Genomic DNA, 21,124 nt, shown 5'->3' on the forward strand with positions numbered 1-21,124 from the left:
AAAAAGGGATATTTACATAATGTATAATACGAACCAGTTAAAATGATCAACTACCTATTAGTTTTCAAACCAAAAGGAGGAGAAATTATGAGTTACGGTGGTTCTTGTGGTTTTGGTGGAGGTTTCGCTTTATTAGTTGTGTTATTTATTTTGTTAATTATCGTTGGATGCAGCTGCTGGGGCGGAGGGTACTAATTTCTAATTAGTCTCTACAAATGTAAACTAAAAAAACATAAAAGATACTTATGTATCGAAACAAATAAAAAAGGAGCAATTATGCTCCTTTTTTATTTGTTCTCAGATGAGTTCTGATTACATTTTGGGAATGTAATTGTCAAAGTGGTACCTTTATTAATAACGCTTCGGATTTTTAAACTACCTTGCATCGTTTCAATAATCTTAACAGCAACCATTGTACCTAAACCTGTACCTTTCGTTTTTGTACTAAAATACGGTTCGCCAAATCGATTTATTTGCTCTTGTGACATACCAATTCCGCTATCTTCAATTCGTATTATAACTTTATTATTACTAATAGATGAGGAGATATTTAAAGTGCCACCATTAGGCATTGCTTCAATACCATTTTTTATTAAGTTTAAAAAACATTGCTGAAAGTGCTGTTTATTTCCAACTATTGTTGCCGTAGAGAAATCTTTTGTAATATGTATTGTATTCATATTACATAAAGGTAAGATCATATTAATAACTCGATTTAACTCTTGTTCTACTGAAATCTCATCTAATTTTTCTGAAGCAGGTTTGGCAAACGTTAAATAATCATCAATTATTCCTTGGGCACGATGTAATTCTTCAAGTATATGCTTAATATACTCGTCTCTTGATTCTGGAGTTAAATTTGGTGTTTTTAAAAGTTGAGTAAATCCTTTTACAACAGTTAAGGGATTTCTTACTTCGTGCGATATACTGGCAGCTAGTTGACTGACAATTTCCATTTTTTCCATTTTAATTAACTTCGATCGCATACATACTGCATCTTTTAAAACTTCATTAAAATAAACTACAAACAACATTAAAGTAGTTGGTAATATTATGAAATAAATAATATACAAATTATTCACTTCAAAATCTGATAAAGTTAATACAATTACAGTTGTAAATATTCCTAGAAAAAATGTTAAAAACATTGTATAAGCTACTTTGATTTTTCTATTATACGTATTAAATTTTGCGGATGCGAATGCTGTAATGATAAACATTGTGCCATAAACTAGTATTGTTAACATACTAAATCCATAAAATGAAAATCTTGTAATTAATAAAATAGCAAACAATATGATACCGACAGGGAAGCCACCATAAAGTGTACCTATTATAACTGGTATTTGTCTTAAATCATGAATGCAATTTTCATCCATATAGATAGGATAGCGCATACATAAAATAAGAGGGATACTCGTACAAAGTATAATAAGTAATTTTTTATATTTCTTCAAATAGTGCCCGCTATCATATATAAAATAAAAAATAAAGATACTAATTAAAATGTAAAGAAGATTATTTAATACGTTTTGATTAATATAAACAAAGTCCATAATATTTGCCTCATTATTTTGAATTTCCTTTTCATATATATTATACATGATTATAGTAGAAACTTTATGCTTTTAATACTATAAGTTTATATCTTTTCAGCATTTACCACTTTTAGCCATTCTTCATAAAATTCTTCAACTGATGCATATCGTTCAGTTCGGTTTTCATTTACAGCGCGATATGCTATTTCATATAAATCCCTACTTGCTTCCCATTTTGTAAAGGAGCGATCTATTCCACCCCCTAAAATTACGAAAGCCATTGCACCTATATTAAATACATTTGTTTTTGCATCAATCATAGCGTTTAGCTCAAATTCTTCAGGAGACATAAAACGCGAGGAACCCCATAATCTTCCCATTTTATTCACGTATGGTTTTTTAGAATATAAATCAATATCACAAATTTTTGTCTCATTTGTATGAAAATCATATAAAATACTACCGTCATAAAAATCTATCGCTACATAGTTTTTCTTTTCGACATATGTATGGAAAGAAAAAATGGAATTTAAGGATTGAATTCGTTTCATAACAGGTAAATGCTTAAATTTATAAAATGGAGAGTTTGGATTATTATATTTCTCAGGAGGCGGGAAACTCCAGTGCGAATGAAGACATTCACCATCAAACCAATCGAAAATCAATACATATCCAGATTGAACTGGAAAATGTTCAATTAGTTTTATAAGCGAGTCATGCTTTAATTCCTCGTATAGGGAAACTGAATTTCTTAACCGTTTAATAGCGTCTTTCATTGTTCCTTCATATGCAATTGTTTGTGCCCCTGCGTATTTAATGAATTTCTTATGCCCATTTTTTTCTACACCAAAACTTACATTACCTGAATCTTGCTGGTCAAAAACTGCAAATACGGTTCCTAATTTCAATAACCAATCAAAATTGTGATGTTCTTTTAATTGGAATGTTATTTGATTCAAATGAATTTCAACCGGTTTAGCTTCCATAATATACCTCGCATTTATTATAATTAAGTTGTATATTTCAGTATTCGACATATTTTGTTAAAATCCTATGTTAATCACATGAAATTTTATAAATATAATAATAAATAATTATAAGAAGGTGGATAAAATGGAACAACAAATCGTTATTAAACCATATCAAAAAGATTGGCAGGAAGAGTATTTAAAAGAAAAAGAGAAATTTATTTCTTTATTCGGGGAAGATTGTATTGCTATTGAACATATAGGAAGTACATCTGTCGAGGGATTAGGAGCGAAACCTCTAATAGATATGATGATTGGTGTAACGGATTTGCAAATTACCGGAAAGTGGATTGAAGCGCTATTAAAAATTGGATATGAATATGTTCCAAAAGAAACACCTAATTGGCGTTTTTTTAGAAAGGGAAAATGGAGAGCTGGTACCCATCATTTACATGTTTATATTTATAATAGTGAGGAGTGGAAGAATAACATTTTATTTCGTGACTTTCTTATAGAACATAAATGGGCACAAATTGAATATAGAGCATTAAAAGAGAAACTTGCAGCTACATATCCGTTTGATCGTGCTTCATATACAAATGCAAAAGCGCCGTTTATTCAAAATATAATAAAATTAGCTAAAAATGATCACTAGAAAATTCAAGTGATATTTAAATTCTCATTTTATTTTAATCTTTTTCTCATGTTCCTTTCTTTTTAATTTGATATTCTGCTTGTTACAGAAGGTTTATAAGGAAGGAGCTTAAATGAATTGGAGAAGCTACTAAGAAATAAATATTTTCATTTGTATGTTAAAATTATTGGCATTACTATTATTTTTTGTAGTATAGCATTGTTATTTATTAATGTAATATACGGCAACGCATTAAATTTGAAATGGTTAAATAAGAAATTAGGTTCTTTCGGTGAATACGGTGCAATTTTAGCTGCATCGTTATGGATTTTACGTCATGTATGGTTATTTTTTAAAAAGAAAAACATAATTGGGTTTAAATTGATAAAGGATGTATATCTGTTCATTAAAAAGTTTCACGTATTAATTGGATATACTGTATTAGCTGTATCAATTACTCACGGCATTTATTTTTTATTAAAAGGAAGTCGGCATATGGTTATATTTTATAGTGGTATATTCTCTCTTTTTGTTTTAATCATACTAGGAATTGTTGGATTTTTCTTACAGAAACATAATAAAAAAACAAACTGGATATTGTATAGAAAAGCACATCAAATCATTGCCATTGTATTTGGAATAGGATTACTCATTCATTTAACTATATAGGAGGAATTACGGTTGCAACACATATTAATTATTGAGGATGAGGAAAGTTTAGCTGATTTTTTAGAATTAGAATTAAATTATGAAGGATATAAGGTAGACATACAGTTTGATGGAAGGAGGGGATTAGAGGCCGCACTTGAAACAAATTATGATCTTATTTTACTTGATTTAATGTTGCCAGGGTTAAATGGGCTAGAAGTTTGTCGTAGATTAAGGGCAACTAAAAATACACCTATTATTATGCTGACTGCACGCGATAGTATTATGGACCGCGTGACAGGATTAGATAGCGGAGCCGATGATTATCTTCCAAAACCATTTGCAATTGAAGAGTTGTTAGCGCGAATGAGAGTTATATTTAGACGAGAAGAACATATAGAAAACAAACATGTTTCATCTCTTACGTTCAAAGATTTACAGCTCCAGATTGAATCGCGAACGATTACGAAAGGAAATGAAGAAATAGAACTAACAAATAAAGAATTTGAACTATTGCTGATGTTTATGAAAAATATTAATAGAGTACTTACCCGTGATGTTTTATTGGATCAAGTATGGGGATATGACGCGATGGTTGAGACAAATATCGTTGATGTATACGTTCGTTATTTACGTAACAAGTTACATAGTGTAGATAAGGAGGAATATATCCAAACGGTCCGAGGTGCTGGATATATAATGAAATGATTAAAAATATTGTGCATCAAATTCGAAATCTACCTATAAAGTGGAAATTAACACTTTGGTCCACTACTCTAGTATTTATTTTATTCATTCTATATAGCGCTCTGCAGTTTATTGTAATTAATAAGTGGACTATAGACTATGAACAGAAACAAATAAATAGACAAGTGACAGAAATAGCGGCCTATTTCCAAGATAAAAATGATACCCTTTCGAGAAAAAAGTTTGAAAACAGTAAAGATTTCTTAAACAATATGATTGATAAACATCAAATGATTCGTATTATCGGTATGGATGGGAAAACAATTGTTACTGTTTCGCGAGAGTTTAATGAAGCATGGATAAAACCAAAACAAGTTACACAAGAGGAATTATTTATAAAAAGACATGTAGAAGATCGCATATTAGTTAAGCGTATACCAATCCAAACAAAAGAGTTCACTGGTACTATTGAACTTACGAAAAACTTAGAGGCTTTCGATCATTTATTAAAAATTATTCTAGTAGTAATGGTTATTGCCGGAATATGTGGACTAATCTTTAGTTTTTTAGGTGGGCTACTAATCACGAAAAAACTATTATCAAGCGTTCAAAATATAACGGATACGATGAAACGCATTAAGAAAAATGGACTAAATGAACGAGTTCCAGTACGTGAAAATAATGATGAACTTGCAAAATTATCGTTTCTTTTTAACGAAATGATGGATGAGGTAGAAACTTCTTTTACACAACAGAAACAGTTTGTAGAAGACGCATCTCATGAACTGAGAACACCACTGACAATTATTCAAGGACACTTGTCTATGTTAAATCGGTGGGGGAAAAATGATCCAATAGTTTTAGATAAATCGCTTCAATCCAGTTTAAAGGAAGTCGATCGTTTAAATAAGTTAGTTTTAGAATTGCTAGAACTATCAAGAGCTGAATCAGAACAGATGCATCCAATCGCAGCTGATCCTGTCCATGTAAATAGCATATTAAAACAAGTTACACAAAACTTTTGCGTACTTCAAACTGAATTTCAATTTGATATGAAACTGGGTGGAGATGCGGCATATGTCTCAATACCTTCGTCTTACTTAGAACAAATTATTATTATCGTAATGGATAACGCTGTGAAGTATACAAAAGAAGTTAATAAATATATTTGTATTGAATCTAGTGTACAATCAGGGAAAGTTAAAATTCGTATCATAGATCGTGGAGCGGGAATACCCGAAGCTGATTTACCTTTTGTTCTTAACCGTTTTTATCGAGTCGACAAAGCAAGAAGTCGAAAACAGGGTGGAAACGGTCTAGGTTTGTCTATTGCAAAACGACTTGTAGAGAAATACAACGGAACGATTCAAATAGAGAGTAAAGAAGACGAAGGAACAATCGTTACGATTATACTGCCTACCGTTTCACTTTAATAATTTAGAAAGAAGGGATGTTTTTGTGCATTCCTTCTTTTTTACGGTCAAATTATTTTGTTTATTTCGAACTTTCTAGTACATTAGAATCATGAAGGGGGAATAATAATGAAAGCTATCGTACAACAATATAAAGCAGGATTTGAAGGGGTAGAATATAAAGTATTACCAGAGATAACACCTAATGCTGGAGAAGTGAAAGTGAAATTAAAATCAGCCGGCTTAAATCATCGCGATTTATTTATAATGAATAATAGAAAAGAAATGCAATTACCATTAGTTCTAGGATCAGATGGTGCAGGTATTGTTACGGAAATTGGAGAAGGGGTTTCAGGTGCTTTATTGAAAACCGAGGTTATTATTAATCCTAGTATTGGATGGGATAATATTGCTGAAATACCTGAGTTACCAGAGGTGTTAGGTGGACCGAAAGATGGAACGTTTGCAGAATATGTTATTGTGCCAGCTGAAAATGTAGTGGCAAAACCGTCATATCTTACTTGGGAAGAGTCTGGGGTTCTATCTTTATCGGCACTAACTGCATATAGAGCGCTTTTTACAAAGGGTAGAGTAAAGTGTGGAGAACATGTTTTAATTCCGGGGATAGGCGGCGGTGTAGCGACATTTGCCATGTTATTTGCAAAAGCAATTGGCGCAAAAGTAAGTGTTACTTCAAGGGTAGAGAGCAAAAGAAAGTTTGCAGAAACCTATGGCGCAGACTTTTCTTTTAATAGTTCTGGAAATTGGGAAGAGAGTTTATGCGGAGAGAAAGTAGATTTAATAATCGATAGTATAGGTCCAGCGACGTTCTTAAAATACTTTGATGTATTAAAACCAAATGGGAGAATTGTTAATTTTGGTGCAAGCTCCGGAGATAAAATTGAATTACCTTTACGAGCATTATTTTATAATCAAATCGATATAATGGGAACATCTATGGGTAGCCGCGAGGAATTTAATGAAATGATTAAGTTTATAGAGAATCATAAAATTAAACCAATTATTGATAAAGTATATTCGCTAGAAGAAGCCATTGGGGCGTTAAGTCGTATGGAACAAGGAGAACAATTTGGTAATATCGCACTTCGTATGTATTAAAAATACGATTTCGCAACTAATATATTTAAGTAACAATGTTATGTATTCTACATATGAAAAGTATGTAATTCGTATTGTTTTAAAGGTTTTTCAGCTTTATACATAATTAGCCGTAATAATTAGTCTCAATATTGTCAAATGAGTACTAGTAAAATGAGAATTAGATGAGAAAAGTTTAAGCCCATTTTCATATTGATGTTGTATACTGTGTAAATCAAGAACGCTTTTATGTAAGGAGAGAGTATTATGAATTACACAGTATTTCAATGGTTTAATAATTTTTCTGGATCGTCTAAACTATTAGATGCGCTAATGATTGCTATTACAAATAGTGCTGTATATGTAGCAATTTTGTTTATGCTTATCTTATGGTTTAATAATGGAAAGAAAGTCAGTGCCATTAAAAAACAATACACAGTGTTATATACGACACTTTCAGTCATTATCGCATTACTAGTAAATGTTGTGATACATGCGGTATATTACCATGCACGTCCGTTTGTATCACATGATGTACATCAATTAGTGCCACATGCAGCAGACTCATCATTTGTTAGTGATCATTCTGTACTTGTATTTTCCATTGCATTTGTATTTTTACTTAGAGGAGAAAAACTTAAATATGTCGCTCTTATTTGGGCAGTATTAGTCGGTATATCACGTATGTACGTAGGTGTTCATTATCCTCTAGATATACTTGGTGCTGCTTTCTTAACATTTATTACGAGCGGCTTAGTAATGCAAAGTACACGTATGTTTGAACCGATAGCGAAATTTGTATTTAAAATGTACGCATTGGTAGCGAAACGAATTCCTTTTTTAGCGAAATATAATCATATAGCTTAATTTTTATAAATAACTATTTATAGGTTTGTTAAAAAGTTCTCCTTTGGAAATCCAGAGGGGAAATTTTTTATTGTGAACAAGATAAGAGGATACGTAATAAAAGGGTGCCGAAAAAATAACTTAAATTAGTAGTATCGAGCACCATATGGCAAATTTATCGCGCTTGAATATTCATAAATTTCACGCACCGTACTATAAATAGATAAATAAACAGAAACAATAGCTACTTTCAGAACATTTTAAAGGAATTAAAAAGAAAAGTTCGAAACATATAGTATTGAAATCAAAAACTACATAATTTGTAGCACACCTTTGCCGTAATTAATTGTGAAAGAAAGGAGATCAATATGCATAAACTTCAAACGGATAAAGGCGCGCGGTATTTTATGATTGCTTTTATTGTTTTGTTTCTTATTATGCTTTTGCGTTTTTTCTATATTCAAGCAGTAGGGGTCGTGCATAATGTGAACGTCAAGGATCTTGCAACTGAACAACATAATAAAAATGGTGTTTTGGAAGCAAATCGTGGCACAATATATGATCAAACTGGAAAGGTGCTAGTCCAAGATTCTACAACGTATCGTGTTGTTGTAAATTTAAAAGGAACAGATAAAGTGAAAAATAAAGATGAAACCGCCGGGCAATTAGCTGATGCGCTTGAAATTGATAAAGAAAATGTGTTAAAAAATTTTCATGAGGGGCGTACGCAAGTTGAAATCGGAAAAGTTGGTCGAAATTTATCTAGAGAAAAGAAAGAACAAATTAAAAAATTAAAAATTCCGGGTGTATCTTTTATGTCTGAGAAAGCAAGAGTATATCCAAATGAAGATTTTGCATCTTATATACTTGGTTTTGCTAGACCAGACGATAAAGGAAATACAGAAGGAAAATTTGGTCTTGAAAAAAGTTTGGATAAATATTTGCGCTCGACAAATGGAAATATAGAATATGTAGGAGCGCGAAGAGGTATCCCGCTTACAAATGATATAGGGAAAATAGAACCCGCTAAAAATGGAAATAACGTTTACCTTACGCTTGATAAACAAATTAATAGTTTTTTAGAAGAATCGATGAATAAGGCACAAGAGCACTATGATCCTTCCATGTTAGTAGGAATCATAGCGGATCCAAAGACAGGGAAAGTTTTAGCAATGTCTAGTAAACCTAGTTTTAATCCTAATAAAGGCGATATTGAATACTTTTTAAATGATCCAATCGCAAATGCATATGAACCAGGTTCAACAATGAAAATATTTACGTTAGCTGCTGCAATTAATGAAGGTGTATACAACGGAAAAGAGTATTTTCAATCCGGAAAATATTCCGTTGGTTCATCTGATATAAAAGATCATAATGGTGGATTTGGATGGGGATCTATTACATTTGATGAAGGCTTTGAAAGATCATCAAACGTAGCTTTTTCTATTTTAGAAGATCAATTATTAAAACCAGATAAATTTAAGCAATATATGAATAAATTTGGATTTAACCAAAAAACCGGAATAGATTTACCTGGTGAAAGTAAAAATACTTTATTATTAAATACACAAATTCAACAAGTCACAACTTCTTTTGGGCAAGGTTCTACAGTAACTCCTATTCAATTAATCCAAGCTGCTACTGCTATAGCGAATGACGGGAAAATGATGCAACCATATATCGTTGACAAAGTTGTAAATCCAACAAACAAACAAGTTATTATGGAAAATCAACCGAAAGAAATTGGGAATCCGATAAAAAAAGAAACAGCGAACAAGGTAAGAGACTTAATGGAACGTGTTATTACGTCTTCAAAAGGGACTGGTACAATGTATAAAGTGGATGGTTATCCAATTGGAGGTAAAACAGGGACAGCGCAAATTCCGAATCCTGAAAATGGACGATATATGGAAGGGAAAGAAAATTATATTTTTTCATTTTTAGGTATGGCTCCGATTGATGACCCAGAGTTAATTGTATACTTAGCTATTAAGCAGCCAAAGTTAAAGGGAGACGAGTATGGAGCTCAGCCACTTGCTGAAATATTTAAACCAGTTATCAAAAATAGCCTTGAATATTTAAAGGTGAAACCATTTACAGAAAAACAAATGACAGATGCAACGAAACGATCTCAATTAAAAGTACAAAATTATGTCAACCAATCAATAGATACAGTAGAGAATAGTGTAAAAGAAGAAAAACTCCAGCCGATAATTTTAGGAGAAGAAAAAATCAAAAAACAATATCCGCAGTCTGGTGAAGTAATGAGTGAAGGGGATCGTATATTTTTATTAGGAAGTAACCCCAAAATGCCAAATTTAAAAGGGTGGTCCATGCGTGATGCTATGTATTTCTCTAAACTATTAAAATTAGATTTAAAAACTACAGGGACAGGCTATGTAACGAGTCAAAGTATTGAAAAGGGACAAGATATACAAGAAGGAGATATATTAGAACTAGAATTAGAACCACCATTACAACCGTTAGCAGAGGCGAATACAAATTAATTTGGGCAATGTGAAGGGTCTATAGACAATAGGCTCTTTTTTATAGATGCAAGTAATTTCACGCACCGTAATTTTTAGAAAAAATAATAAAGAATAGAATTAACAGTGACGCACCATTAAATATCTGATTATTTTTTATTTACAGTTAAAAATAATTGTGATAATATGGAAAAAATCAAATGCAGTGAAGAGAAGAGTAAATAAAACGAATTTTTCACAGAGAGCTCCATTTAGCTGAAAAGGAGTAAAAATTCTTTATTGAACCAAGCCTCTGAGCAGCGCATCGGAACCTATTATTAGGGGATGGTGTGACGGGAGCTCCCGTTATAGAGCTATGGTATAAGCATGAAGAATGCAGTACCTGATAAGGTTAATATGGCGACATATTAACAAACTAGGGTGGCACCGCGATGATAAATCTCGTCCCTAAGACTAAAAGTCTTGGGGGTGGGATTTTTTTATTGGTTTAAAACAATTTGGAAAGCGGGGCCTAAAATGAAAAACTTACTTAAAAATTGGAAATATCCATTATTACTACTGTCTGGAGTTGGTATTGCAAATTTAGGGGCATGGATTTACTTAATAGCACTGAATGTACTTGTCTATCATATGGGTGGCTCAGCCTTAGCAGTTGCTACTTTATATGTAATTAAACCATTAGCTGCTTTATTTACAAACGCTTGGTCAGGAAGTATGATTGATCGTTTAAATAAACGGAAGTTAATGATTCACCTCGATATATATCGCGCGGTATTTATTGCTATTTTACCTTTACTTCCATCACTTTGGATGGTTTATGTGTTCGTATTCTTTATAAGTATGGCCAGTGCGATTTATGAACCAACTGCTATGACATATATGACTAAATTAATTCCAGTTGAGAAAAGACAACGTTTTAACTCATTGCGTAGTTTAATAGGATCGGGTGCTTCTGTAATTGGTCCATCGATAGCGGGAGCATTGTTAATAGCAAATACATCAGAGTTTGCTATATATATGAATGCTATAGCATTCCTCTTATCCGGAGTAATTACATTGCTACTACCTAATCTTGATAAAAAAACTGATATTCATACATCAAATGACAGGTTATCTTTAGCTGTACTAAAAAAAGATTGGAACATCGTTTTAAATTTTAGTAAAAAATCTTTGTATATCGTTTTTGTGTACTTCTTATTCCAAGGGATGATGGTGTTAGTTGCCGCAAATGATTCACTTGAATTGTCATTTGCGAAAGAAGTTTTATTCTTAACAGATAGTGAATATGGCTTTTTAGTTAGTATCGCTGGAGCCGGCTTTATTTTAGGAGCAATAACAAATACAATTTTATCAAAAAAATTAACACCTTCATTTTTAATTGGAATAGGATCATTATTCATCGCAATCGGTTATATAATTTATGCTTTTTCAAATGAGTTTTTAATGGCTGCAATTGGATTCTTTCTTTTATCTTTCTCTATGGCGTATGCAAATACAGGGTTTAACACTTTTTATCAAAATAATGTCCCTGTCCATATAATGGGACGGATTGGGAGCATATATGGCTTATTTATTGCAGGTATCACCATTTTGATTACGATTTTGTTTGGAGTTGCAACCCAATTTATTTCGATACAACTCGTAGTTATTGTAGGATCATTGGTAATGCTACTGATTACTATCATATTGTGTGTGTTTAATTTATTGCCTTCACATTCTAAGGTGCATTCTTCTGAGTCGATACATTCGAAATAGTTTTAGAATTTACGGTGATATATAGGAGGGTTCACCCTCCTATATATGGAAATATAAGAAGTGTGAACAATATTGATGAACAAGGGTGATTTTTATAATGAAAACAAAAGATCAAATAGACAACGTTGTAAAAGCAATACATCGGCATATAGATTTCTCAGGGGTAATTTTAGTGAAAGAGGAAAAAAGCGTAGTCTTTGAAGAGGCGTTTGGTTATGCAAATCGAAATGAATGTATAAACAATACAATACAAACTAGATTCGGAATTGCCTCAGGATGTAAAATCTTCACAGCAATTGGCATCTGTCAACTTGTTGAAAGGGGTGTAATTACTTTTCATACAAAGTTAAAAGATTGTTTAAGTATTAAATTTCCAAATTTCAATGAAGATATTACAATACATCACCTTCTGACACATAGTTCGGGTATTCCAGATTATTTTGATGAAAGTATTTTGGATAACTTTGAGGATCTTTGGAAAGAAACTCCTATGTACCTATTAAAAAGTTTAAAAGACTTTTTACCACTATTTCAAAACAGAGATATGATGTTTGCACCAGGAAATAAGTTTCACTACAACAATGCAGGGTTTATTATACTTGGATTAATAATCGAAGAACAGACAAAACTTAAATTTACGGAGTATATAGAAAAAAACATATTTAAACTAATCGATATGAATGATTCTGGCTATTTCTCTTTAGATAGATTACCAAGACACACAGCTCTCGGATATATACAAGATGAAATTAGCCAGACATGGAGAACAAATGCTTACTCTATTCCGATAAAAGGTGGTTCTGATGGTGGAGCTTTTATTACTGCGCCAGACATGCTGAAGTTCTGGGAAGCATTGTTTAACTATGAAATCATAAACCGAGAATATACAAAAATACTATTAACTCCTCACATTCAAGTGAATAATAAACAGTCTTACGGCTATGGAATATGGATTGAAACAAGGGAAAATAAGATATTCAAATATCATGTAATGGGATATGATCCAGGGGTCAGTTTTCGCTCAGCCGTATATCCAGACTTAGGAATTACATTAGTTATTCCATCGAATAAAGGGGCAGGACCCGAAAAATTAATGAAAGAAATAGAAGGAGCTTTTTAATTATATGGATATAGAAATTAGAGCGTATAGTAAAGAGGATGAAACAGGTTGGATACGTTGTCGTGTGTTATCTTTTCTAGATACAGCATATTACGATAATGTATTTAGAGAGAAAGAAAAATATGAAAATCCTGCTATTGAATTAGTAGTTGTATATGAAAATCAAATTGTGGGTTTAATAGATATTGAATACGAATTAGAAGAACGTACAGTTTGTTCAAGAGGGACTGGTCTTGGCGGTATGATTTGGCATATTGCAGTTCATCCGGATTTCCGTAGAATGAAAATTGGTAATCAACTATTAAAGGAAGCGGAGAAGTTAGTGAATGAACTTAACCTAAATCGCCTGGAAGCATGGACTAGGGATAATTTATGGGTTCATGGATGGTATGAAAAGAACGGTTTTGTAAACGTAGACTCCTATTTACACGTATATAGCGATCATACTGACGAGATGAAAGGTGTAATGAAAAGTAATATAGATCAGTTATATCCAGTTCAAACATTTGCTCATTATACAGGTGAAAATAAAGAAGAGATAAGAAAACAATTTAAACGGGTTCATGATTGTTTTTGTTTTGAAAAGTATTTTATTTAACGAGGAACCCTTTATTTAGTAAATAAAGGGTTTTCTAATTCTGCACAAATACATATGATTATATGGATTTTTAAATTTAAAAAACCATTACTATATAGTTATAAATTTTAATTATTAATTCATATGAAAGGATGTGTTAACAATTTGTATATGATCAACGGTAGCTTGTTTATTATTTTAGGGGTTATTTGTTATTTAATTGTACGTGGAATATTAATTGGTACCAAAAATAAAAAACATGTGATTTGGTGGAAAGAAATAATAAGTTTTTTATTTTTGGTCTACATTTGTATGGTTGTTGCAGTAACTTTATTCCCTTTACCAATCGGTTTTCCTTCTAATATTGAAACTCTGAATCGCTCGGTCAATATAATACCATTTGCATCAATTATTAAAGACATCAATCAAATTGGTAGTGCTTATGATGGAGATGCCCTATTTATGATTGGTCTAATTGTAAGAAATGCAGGCGGGAATATTTTATTATTAATGCCTTTAGGGTTTTTAGCACCAATCCTATGGGATAAATATAAGAAATTCAAAAATACAATTTTATTAGGATTTTCTATATCAACTAGTATTGAATTGCTACAATTAATTCAGTCTTTATTTAGTGGAGTGGGACGAATTACTGATATTGATGATGTAATCTGTAACGTTATAGGTTGTATTGTTGGATACTTTATTTATAAAATCACTATAATGCTAGCTGCTAAATTTAACATTCAAGTATTTAATGAGACGGATTCTAAAAGAATAGAAACTATTGATAACTAACAATTCATACGTGTTAAAGTATACATTTATTTTGAATAAAGATGATAAAAGACGTACGAGTCAAAAGTACGTCTTTTTACTTTTATAAATAAGCTTTTGGCTATTATGGTGTAACATAATAAATAGACAATAGTATAATCGGAAATGCATAATAAATTAATAAAAAAGTGTAAATATATTCATCCCTTGTTTATCAATGCTCTGAACGGTAATACTAAATAACATTGAACTTTTATAACAAGGGATGATAATATGATATTCATTTACACGGATTTCGGTGGAACACATTCAACTGCACTCGCTGCAGCTTATCATTTAAATAAATTACCAACGGATCGTAAGCTAACAAAAGAAGAAATATTAAATGTAGATTATTTTAATAAATTGAAAACTGAAGATATGGGGAAAATTATTTTTCATGGAATAGATGAAAATGGTAACCCGGTTTATACGATTGGATGCGGCGCATCAAAAGTTGTTGTACCTGCGATGAAGCATTTAGGAGAGATTCTACAAAAACATTATCAAAGTCATGAAAAGATTATTTTTTCTAATACATCACCAACAGTGCCTTTACCAATGACTTTTGGCGGTCTGTTTTCTAGAAGGTTTCACATCGACTTTATCGGTGTACCACTACTTGTATGGGGTGCAAAACTTAGCTGTGATAACGTACAAAGACTTGTTAGTTATACGAAAGAATCCGGGCGATTAACAAACGATTATGTTGTGATTTTAGATAACGAAACTTTTAAATAATGTAAGATAAAAGGAAAATCAAGCAAATTTCTTGATTTTCTTTTTAATTTGTGAAAAAGACAAGAAATATTCACATTTATCATCTATCTACTATAGCCAAAACAATAAAGTCCTGTTACTATTACAGGGATATTCTCTTTTCATAACATAAATATATAGAAAAATTAGAAAAGAGGAATTGAATTAAGGGAGGAACAACATGAAGCGTGTTGCTTGGATTACTGATAGTACAACTGCGAGTTTTACAACAGAAGGAGATAACTTTGTTATCCCAATTGAAGTTATTATTGATGGTGTGTCGTACAAAGATTGTGAAGAAGGTGTGCGTGAGCGCGTTTATAATGCTTTAAACGAAGGTAAAACTGTCACTACATCACAGCCTAACATAGGGGAAATGGTAGAGTTATTTTCGAAATGCAAAGAAGAATATGAAGAGGGATTTGCAGTTGCTATTAGCGGAAAAGTAAGTGGAACCTATCAAAACATGAAATTGGCTGCAGAAATGGCAGGTTTCCCATTAACGGTATTAGATAGTGAAACAACAAGCTATCCAATGGATGAACTAATTAGAAAAGCGAAATCGTTATACAATGATGGTATGACTTTACAAGATATACACAAAACATTAGTAGATGAAAAAAGAAGACCTTTCCATGTATTCCCGAAAAGTTTAAAAGGCCTTTACGCAAGTGGGCGTGTAAAGGGCATTCAATTTTTACTTGGAAGTTTATTAAGTGTCAACTTAATATTAGAAGTAAAAGGTGGAGAGCTTTTACTGGAAAAGAAAGTTCGTAAAATCCAAAAATGTCGAGAATACATTAAAAATGAACTTGAAAAAGAATTACCAAAAGTACTTCACATGTTCCATGCTAACGATAAAGATGGAGCCGAAGAATGGATTGCAGATATTAGACAAGCATTCCCTGAAATGGATTTCAAATTATATCCATTACCAATTTCATTTGCGGTACATGCAGGTGAGGGTACAATAGCAATTAGTTATTAATAAGAAAACCCGTGAATGATTCGCGGGTTTTTTTATTTAAAAATGGTGCACACCACGCCGCCATCAGATGGAAGTTTTATAGCACTATAGAACGAAATTTGTATTAACTTGAAACAAAAATTTTATTTAATCGCTTTGGGGAGCAACCACAATCCCTTGACTTGATTTGAAATTAAAAATATAAACCTTTGCCTACTGGCTGAACAGTTTCTAGTACAATATCAACCATTTCTTCATTAATTAGGGTGCTTATAATCCAAGCTGAGAGTTCTTGAGCAGCAAAACAACCCGCAGCAGTTGAAATATTTCCTTCGTTTACGAAACTTTTTTCAATAACGTCTACATCAAATTCTTTAAGTTGTTCTACTGCGGATGGATATGTAGTTGCTTTTTTTCCAGTTAACAATTTTTTAGCTCCTAGTAATAGTGAACCAGAACACATGGAGCTTATTAATTGTCTTTGAGGATCTACATGAATGTTATTAAGATATTCTTGATTTTTATATAAATCTTGTACTCCCTTACCACTTGCAAATATTACAGCGTCAGCAGAAGGAATTTCAGATAGGCTTCCTGTCATCGGAATACGCAAACCAGACATGGAAATATGAGTTTTTTCCGTTCCTAATAGTTGGACATTCCAATCAGAAATACCGCCAACTAAACGTACACGATTTAATAAATCCCATGGTAGAAAAACATCTGTATCAGTAAAATTATCGAAACAGACTATTGCAATTTTCATTTTCTACTCCCCCATTACTGTTGTTAACGTTGCCAATTAAATTTTCTAACAAAAAAATTGCTTTAACAACTGATTCTAACTCCATATGTATTTCCCTTTATTTACAATATAAACTTCTCCTTTTTATGTTCTATATTAAGTGATAAATTCCTGTATATCCCATGCGTATGAAAGAGGTGTTAGCGATTTTTTAATTCCTCTAAATATAATAAGATGTAAAATCTTTTTCTTGCTTTCTATCGATTTTTTCTACAAAAATAAGATTTGTAGCAATAATTCGTAAGGTATTGAGGGATGAAAATCTTTAAAACTTTCAAGGAAATAGGTGTAATTCATCACACATACAAATAGAAATAAAAACGTCATCCTTTCTTATAAAATTACAGATAGAATCATGTTTGATTTTTATAATTTTTGTAAAATAGTTTTGACGTATTTATTTTTTCACTATAAAATAATATTCGTTCATCCAAATTTAACCAGAAGCATATAAAAGATATATCTTTTATATGCATAGGTTGTATTTTTTTAGTTTTAAGGGGGAAAGGTTAATATGAAAGTAAAGAAACTAGTTACGCTTGCAGTACCATTTATGCTATTAGTCGGTTGTGGAACGGAGAAAACAGATGCAAAACCAAAAGAAAAAGTGGAATCAAAAGCAGAAACAAAAGAGAAGTTATCGAAAGACAAGTATCCTGAGCGAATAACAGCTATATCAACCGAATTCTTGCAGAAAGTTACTGAAATGTCTGAAATAGCAAAGGATAGAACAACTAGTGATAAAGAAGCAACTGAGAAAATATTAGCGCAAGTAAAGGCTATACAGAAAACCATTAAGAAGTTTGATACTATTGAACCACCAGTAGAGTATCAAGACGCCCATAAAGACATATTAAAAGCAGTAGATTGTTATAAAGAAGCATACTCGATTCAAGAAGAAATTTTAACATCAGACAAGAAAACAGACGAGAAAGCACTTAAGGATAAAGCAGATAAGTCAAAAGACTTAATTAAAAAAGGATCTGAACTTTGGGCATCTGGTTACAAACCAATTCAAGATGTGATAGTGGGTAAAACGAACGAAATTAAGGATAATTCTGACTCTAAAACTGACAGCCCTTCAACTTCTGATACTTCTACTCTTAGTAATAAAGATGTGCAACTATCAATAAGTGGTAAAGAATTAGTAGGAGAATGGGGTAAATACGAAGGTTCTGAATTTATCAAAGCAGTTGAGTTTCGTGAGGATGGTACATATATCGCATATGATGACAAAGGTAAAACACCTTATGAGCAAAACCATATGGAAGGAAGCTGGTTCTACACTCAAGAAAAAAACCAAGTATCATTAACGGCGAAAGAAGTTGTAAAAGACGGGAATAAGATCGATACAAGTCAGTTAAAGATAGCAGTAGACTACAAGGTTGATTCATTTAAAGACGATTCCTTCAAGATGACAGACGCAAAGGGAAATAGTCTACAAGCAGTAAAACGTAAGTAATTCATGCAAAGTATGTATGCTATTTGATTTTAATTCATTCAAAAAAGACATTTACTTTTTCAGTAAGTGCCTTTTTTATATCAAAGAAACAAATATCATATTCGTGTAATTATTCAGTTTGTTTATTTAGCTATATATCATTATAGTGTACCTTGTTTATATAAGTACAGAAGACTGATAAAATCATAGTTAGGAGCGTCTCATAAGACTTGTATCAAAAATGATGTGATATTTTACGGAAAATCGGTTATATACGTGTCAGTTCAACTAGCCAGAATCCTTCAAGGCAATTTCAACAACTTAACGAAATCGGAATGGATATTATTTTTGAAGAAAAAGGTTCCGGAGCAACAAAAGATCGTGAGCAACTTCAAAAAAAGTTAGAGAATATACAAGAAGATTACATCATTTATGTTACGTACTTAACTCGGATTACTCGTAGTACACAAGATTATTTGAATTAATCGATAACATACGGAGTAAAAAGGCAAATTTAAAATCCTGAAAAGATACATGGCTGGATTTGTCAGAAGATAATCCCTACAGCCAATTCTTAATTACGGTTATGTCGGGTGTAAATCAATAAGAACGTGATCTTATTCGTATGCGGTAGCGTGAAGGAATTGAACTGGCTAAGAAAGAAGGAAAGTTTAAAGGTCGGTTAAAGAAGTACCATAAAAATCATGCAGGAATGAATTATGCAGAAAAGCTTTATAAAGAGGGAGATATGACTGTAAAACACATTTGTAAAATTATAAATGTGTTTAGGGCCTCATTATATAGAAAGCTATCGGAAAGGAACAGTTGATGAGTTATACCGAAAATTGGAAATATATAATAGGAAATAAGTTTCATATAGAGGTGGAATTATATGCCTAAAATTGACAATATGTTAGCAATTCTATGGATGCTTCGTTCAGGTGAAAAAATTACTGCAAAACAAATTTCAGAAAAGTTAGAGATGAATATAAGGACTGTGTATCGTTATATTGATACAATTTCAACTAGTGGCGTACCTATAATTTCAGAACCTGGACATAACGGTGGATACACTTTATTGAACAATTTTATCGAGGCTCCTCTTTTTTTTGATTTTGAGGAGCAAACTTCACTATTTCACGCTGCTGTTTTTGCAGAAGAAGCCGGATATTATGGAGGTGAAGCACTAAATAGGGCCATTTCAAAACTAAGTAAATACTCAAATCAAGAGCAAGAAACAAAGATAAACCACCATTTAACTAGTCTTGAAGTAATAAGTCGATTAAGTTCACTCTCTATAGAACCTTTTTTGAAGGAATTGGAGCAGTCCGTAGCAGACGGATACTCAGTAAAAATTCTTTACCATAAAAGTAGCGAAAAGCAATTAAATGATAGATTGGTCGATCCATACAGGATTATCTATTGGAATAATAAATGGTATGTGATTGGATTTTGTCATCTTAGGAATGATATTCGTAGTTTTAGAGTAGATCGAATTGAAAGTTTAACGCTAACCGAAAATAAGTTTAACCGGCCAGAAAATTTTTCAGCACGTGACTTTTTTATAAAAAATCTTCTTCCAACAATAGAAGATAAGGAAGGGATTATTTCTTTGGTTATTAGTGGGGATAAAAATGTTTTGGCTGATATTTGCCAACATTGGTTTTTAGGACATTATTTACAAGAACGGACTTCAAATCAAGCAGTTTTTCTTCTTGAAAAAGATATGCTACATAAATATGTACCTTATTTACTTTTACCGTATAATAAATCCATTAAAGTTATTGAGCCAATAAGTCTTAAGAAAAGGCTTATTGAAGTTCTGTCGGAATTAATACAATTTCATCAAGTATAATAACTTCCCTGACGCTAACTGTCAGGGAAGTTATATTATAATAGCTATATAAATTGTGATTGGAGTGTTATTGGATGCAAACAAAAAAAGCTTTTCTATATGTATTTAATACAATGTCGGACTGGGAATATGGATATTTAATTGCTGAACTAAACTCAGGAAGATATTTCAAAAAAGATTTAGCACCTTTAAAAGTAATTACAGTAGGAGTTAATAAAGAAATGATAACTACTATGGGAGGACTGAGCATAAAACCAGATATTTCCCTTGATGAATGTACTCTTGAGAGTAAAGATCTTTTAATTTTACCAGGAGGTACTACTTGGAGTGAAGAAATTCATCAACCTATCTTGGAAAGAATTGGCCAAGCTTTAAAGCTTGGCACTATTGTTGCTGCAATTTGTGGTGCAACTGATGCCCTCGCGAATATGGGATACTTGGATACTAGAAAGCATACAAGTAATAACTTAGAATATACTAAAATGGTATGTCCTAACTATAAAGGAGAAAAGTTCTATGAGTTGGGAACTGCGGTATCTGATGCGAATTTAGTTACTGCATCAGGAATAGCTCCTCTGGAATTTGCAATGGAGGTACTGAAAAACATAGGTGTATTTACACCAGATGCATTACATTCATGGTATAACCTAAATAAGACTCATAAACCTGAATACTTCTTCCAGTTAATGAATTCAATAAATAAATGATATAA

General features: G+C 31.9%; 20 protein-coding genes, 1 pseudogene and 1 other annotated feature. Of the genes and pseudogenes, 18 read left to right on the forward strand and 3 right to left on the reverse strand.

The features are described 5' to 3' along the window. The first annotated feature begins 87 nt into the window (after positions 1 to 87). Positions 88 to 195 carry a YjcZ family sporulation protein gene (locus tag ATN06_RS28445; protein WP_000120182.1) on the forward strand — a complete coding sequence of 36 codons (108 nt, stop codon included), beginning with the start codon at positions 88 to 90 and terminating at the stop codon, positions 193 to 195. A 92-nt stretch (positions 196 to 287) separates the two neighbouring features. On the opposite strand, the gene ATN06_RS13265 is transcribed toward ATN06_RS28445, so the two are convergent. Together ATN06_RS13265 and ATN06_RS13270 are read right to left on the reverse strand one after the other, a co-directional pair. After that, entirely contained in the window at positions 288 to 1,556 is a 1,269-nt protein-coding gene (locus tag ATN06_RS13265; protein ID WP_060631017.1) for a sensor histidine kinase, read from the reverse strand. An 86-nt stretch (positions 1,557 to 1,642) separates the two neighbouring features. Continuing rightward, on the reverse strand, positions 1,643 to 2,524 hold the full coding sequence (locus ATN06_RS13270; RefSeq protein WP_060631018.1) for a protein kinase domain-containing protein: 882 nt from the start codon (positions 2,522 to 2,524) through the stop codon (positions 1,643 to 1,645). Between the two features lie 127 nt (positions 2,525 to 2,651). Between ATN06_RS13270 and ATN06_RS13275 the strand changes: the two genes are divergently transcribed. The 13 genes from ATN06_RS13275 (at position 2,652) to ATN06_RS13335 (ending at position 16,332) form a co-directional block, all read left to right on the forward strand. Further along, positions 2,652 to 3,161, forward strand: a complete 510-nt coding sequence (locus ATN06_RS13275; protein ID WP_060631019.1) for a GrpB family protein — start codon at positions 2,652 to 2,654, stop codon at positions 3,159 to 3,161. Between the two features lie 117 nt (positions 3,162 to 3,278). After that, positions 3,279 to 3,809 (forward strand): hypothetical protein, encoded by a 531-nt coding sequence (locus ATN06_RS13280; protein WP_060631020.1) that lies wholly within the window; start codon positions 3,279 to 3,281, stop codon positions 3,807 to 3,809. Positions 3,810 to 3,821: 12 nt separating this feature from the next. Then, a complete protein-coding gene (locus ATN06_RS13285) occupies positions 3,822 to 4,496 on the forward strand; it encodes a response regulator transcription factor (RefSeq protein ID WP_060631021.1) in 675 nt (224 codons plus the stop codon). Beyond that, positions 4,493 to 5,908, forward strand: a complete 1,416-nt coding sequence (locus tag ATN06_RS13290; protein ID WP_060631022.1) for a HAMP domain-containing sensor histidine kinase — start codon at positions 4,493 to 4,495, stop codon at positions 5,906 to 5,908. Before ATN06_RS13285 ends, ATN06_RS13290 begins: the two co-directional genes overlap by 4 nt. Positions 5,909 to 6,016: 108 nt before the next feature. After that, complete coding sequence (locus ATN06_RS13295) at positions 6,017 to 7,006, forward strand: zinc-binding dehydrogenase (protein ID WP_060631023.1); 990 nt, start codon at positions 6,017 to 6,019, stop codon at positions 7,004 to 7,006. Between the two features lie 246 nt (positions 7,007 to 7,252). Next, positions 7,253 to 7,852 carry an undecaprenyl-diphosphatase gene (locus ATN06_RS13300; protein WP_060631024.1) on the forward strand — a complete coding sequence of 200 codons (600 nt, stop codon included), beginning with the start codon at positions 7,253 to 7,255 and terminating at the stop codon, positions 7,850 to 7,852. 347 nt (positions 7,853 to 8,199) lie between these two features. Beyond that, the gene (locus ATN06_RS13305) at positions 8,200 to 10,338 is read left to right on the forward strand and encodes a penicillin-binding protein (RefSeq protein WP_060631025.1); all 2,139 of its coding nucleotides are present in this window, start codon (positions 8,200 to 8,202) and stop codon (positions 10,336 to 10,338) included. A gap of 175 nt (positions 10,339 to 10,513) precedes the next feature. Then, positions 10,514 to 10,769 (forward strand) — a binding site (T-box leader). 64 nt (positions 10,770 to 10,833) lie between these two features. Beyond that, positions 10,834 to 12,072, forward strand: coding sequence for an MFS transporter (locus ATN06_RS13310; RefSeq protein ID WP_060631026.1), 1,239 nt, complete (start codon positions 10,834 to 10,836; stop codon positions 12,070 to 12,072). A 97-nt stretch (positions 12,073 to 12,169) separates the two neighbouring features. After that, positions 12,170 to 13,192, forward strand: coding sequence for a serine hydrolase domain-containing protein (locus ATN06_RS13315; RefSeq protein WP_060631027.1), 1,023 nt, complete (start codon positions 12,170 to 12,172; stop codon positions 13,190 to 13,192). A gap of 4 nt (positions 13,193 to 13,196) precedes the next feature. Continuing rightward, positions 13,197 to 13,790 carry a GNAT family N-acetyltransferase gene (locus ATN06_RS13320; protein ID WP_060631028.1) on the forward strand — a complete coding sequence of 198 codons (594 nt, stop codon included), beginning with the start codon at positions 13,197 to 13,199 and terminating at the stop codon, positions 13,788 to 13,790. A gap of 144 nt (positions 13,791 to 13,934) precedes the next feature. Beyond that, the gene (locus tag ATN06_RS13325; RefSeq protein WP_060631029.1) at positions 13,935 to 14,567 is read left to right on the forward strand and encodes a VanZ family protein; all 633 of its coding nucleotides are present in this window, start codon (positions 13,935 to 13,937) and stop codon (positions 14,565 to 14,567) included. Positions 14,568 to 14,819: 252 nt separating this feature from the next. Next, a complete protein-coding gene (locus tag ATN06_RS13330) occupies positions 14,820 to 15,326 on the forward strand; it encodes a DUF3189 family protein (protein ID WP_060631030.1) in 507 nt (168 codons plus the stop codon). A gap of 199 nt (positions 15,327 to 15,525) precedes the next feature. After that, a complete protein-coding gene (locus ATN06_RS13335; RefSeq protein ID WP_060631031.1) occupies positions 15,526 to 16,332 on the forward strand; it encodes a DegV family protein in 807 nt (268 codons plus the stop codon). A gap of 172 nt (positions 16,333 to 16,504) precedes the next feature. On the opposite strand, the gene ATN06_RS13340 is transcribed toward ATN06_RS13335, so the two are convergent. Next, positions 16,505 to 17,077 carry a DJ-1/PfpI family protein gene (locus tag ATN06_RS13340; protein WP_060631032.1) on the reverse strand — a complete coding sequence of 191 codons (573 nt, stop codon included), beginning with the start codon at positions 17,075 to 17,077 and terminating at the stop codon, positions 16,505 to 16,507. A gap of 553 nt (positions 17,078 to 17,630) precedes the next feature. On the opposite strand from ATN06_RS13340, the gene ATN06_RS13345 reads away from it, so the two are divergent. From ATN06_RS13345 to ATN06_RS13360, 4 genes and pseudogenes are all read left to right on the forward strand, one after another. Beyond that, the gene (locus ATN06_RS13345; RefSeq protein ID WP_060631033.1) at positions 17,631 to 18,578 is read left to right on the forward strand and encodes a DUF7018 domain-containing (lipo)protein; all 948 of its coding nucleotides are present in this window, start codon (positions 17,631 to 17,633) and stop codon (positions 18,576 to 18,578) included. Between the two features lie 230 nt (positions 18,579 to 18,808). Further along, a pseudogene (locus ATN06_RS28450) lies at positions 18,809 to 19,386 on the forward strand (recombinase family protein). 63 nt (positions 19,387 to 19,449) lie between these two features. Continuing rightward, complete coding sequence (locus ATN06_RS13355; RefSeq protein ID WP_060631034.1) at positions 19,450 to 20,412, forward strand: helix-turn-helix transcriptional regulator; 963 nt, start codon at positions 19,450 to 19,452, stop codon at positions 20,410 to 20,412. A 74-nt stretch (positions 20,413 to 20,486) separates the two neighbouring features. Beyond that, positions 20,487 to 21,119, forward strand: a complete 633-nt coding sequence (locus ATN06_RS13360; RefSeq protein ID WP_060631035.1) for a type 1 glutamine amidotransferase family protein — start codon at positions 20,487 to 20,489, stop codon at positions 21,117 to 21,119. The last annotated feature ends 5 nt before the right edge of the window (positions 21,120 to 21,124 follow it).

It is taken from the genome of Bacillus thuringiensis, assembly GCF_001455345.1.
GTDB lineage: Bacteria > Bacillota > Bacilli > Bacillales > Bacillaceae_G > Bacillus_A > Bacillus_A thuringiensis_N.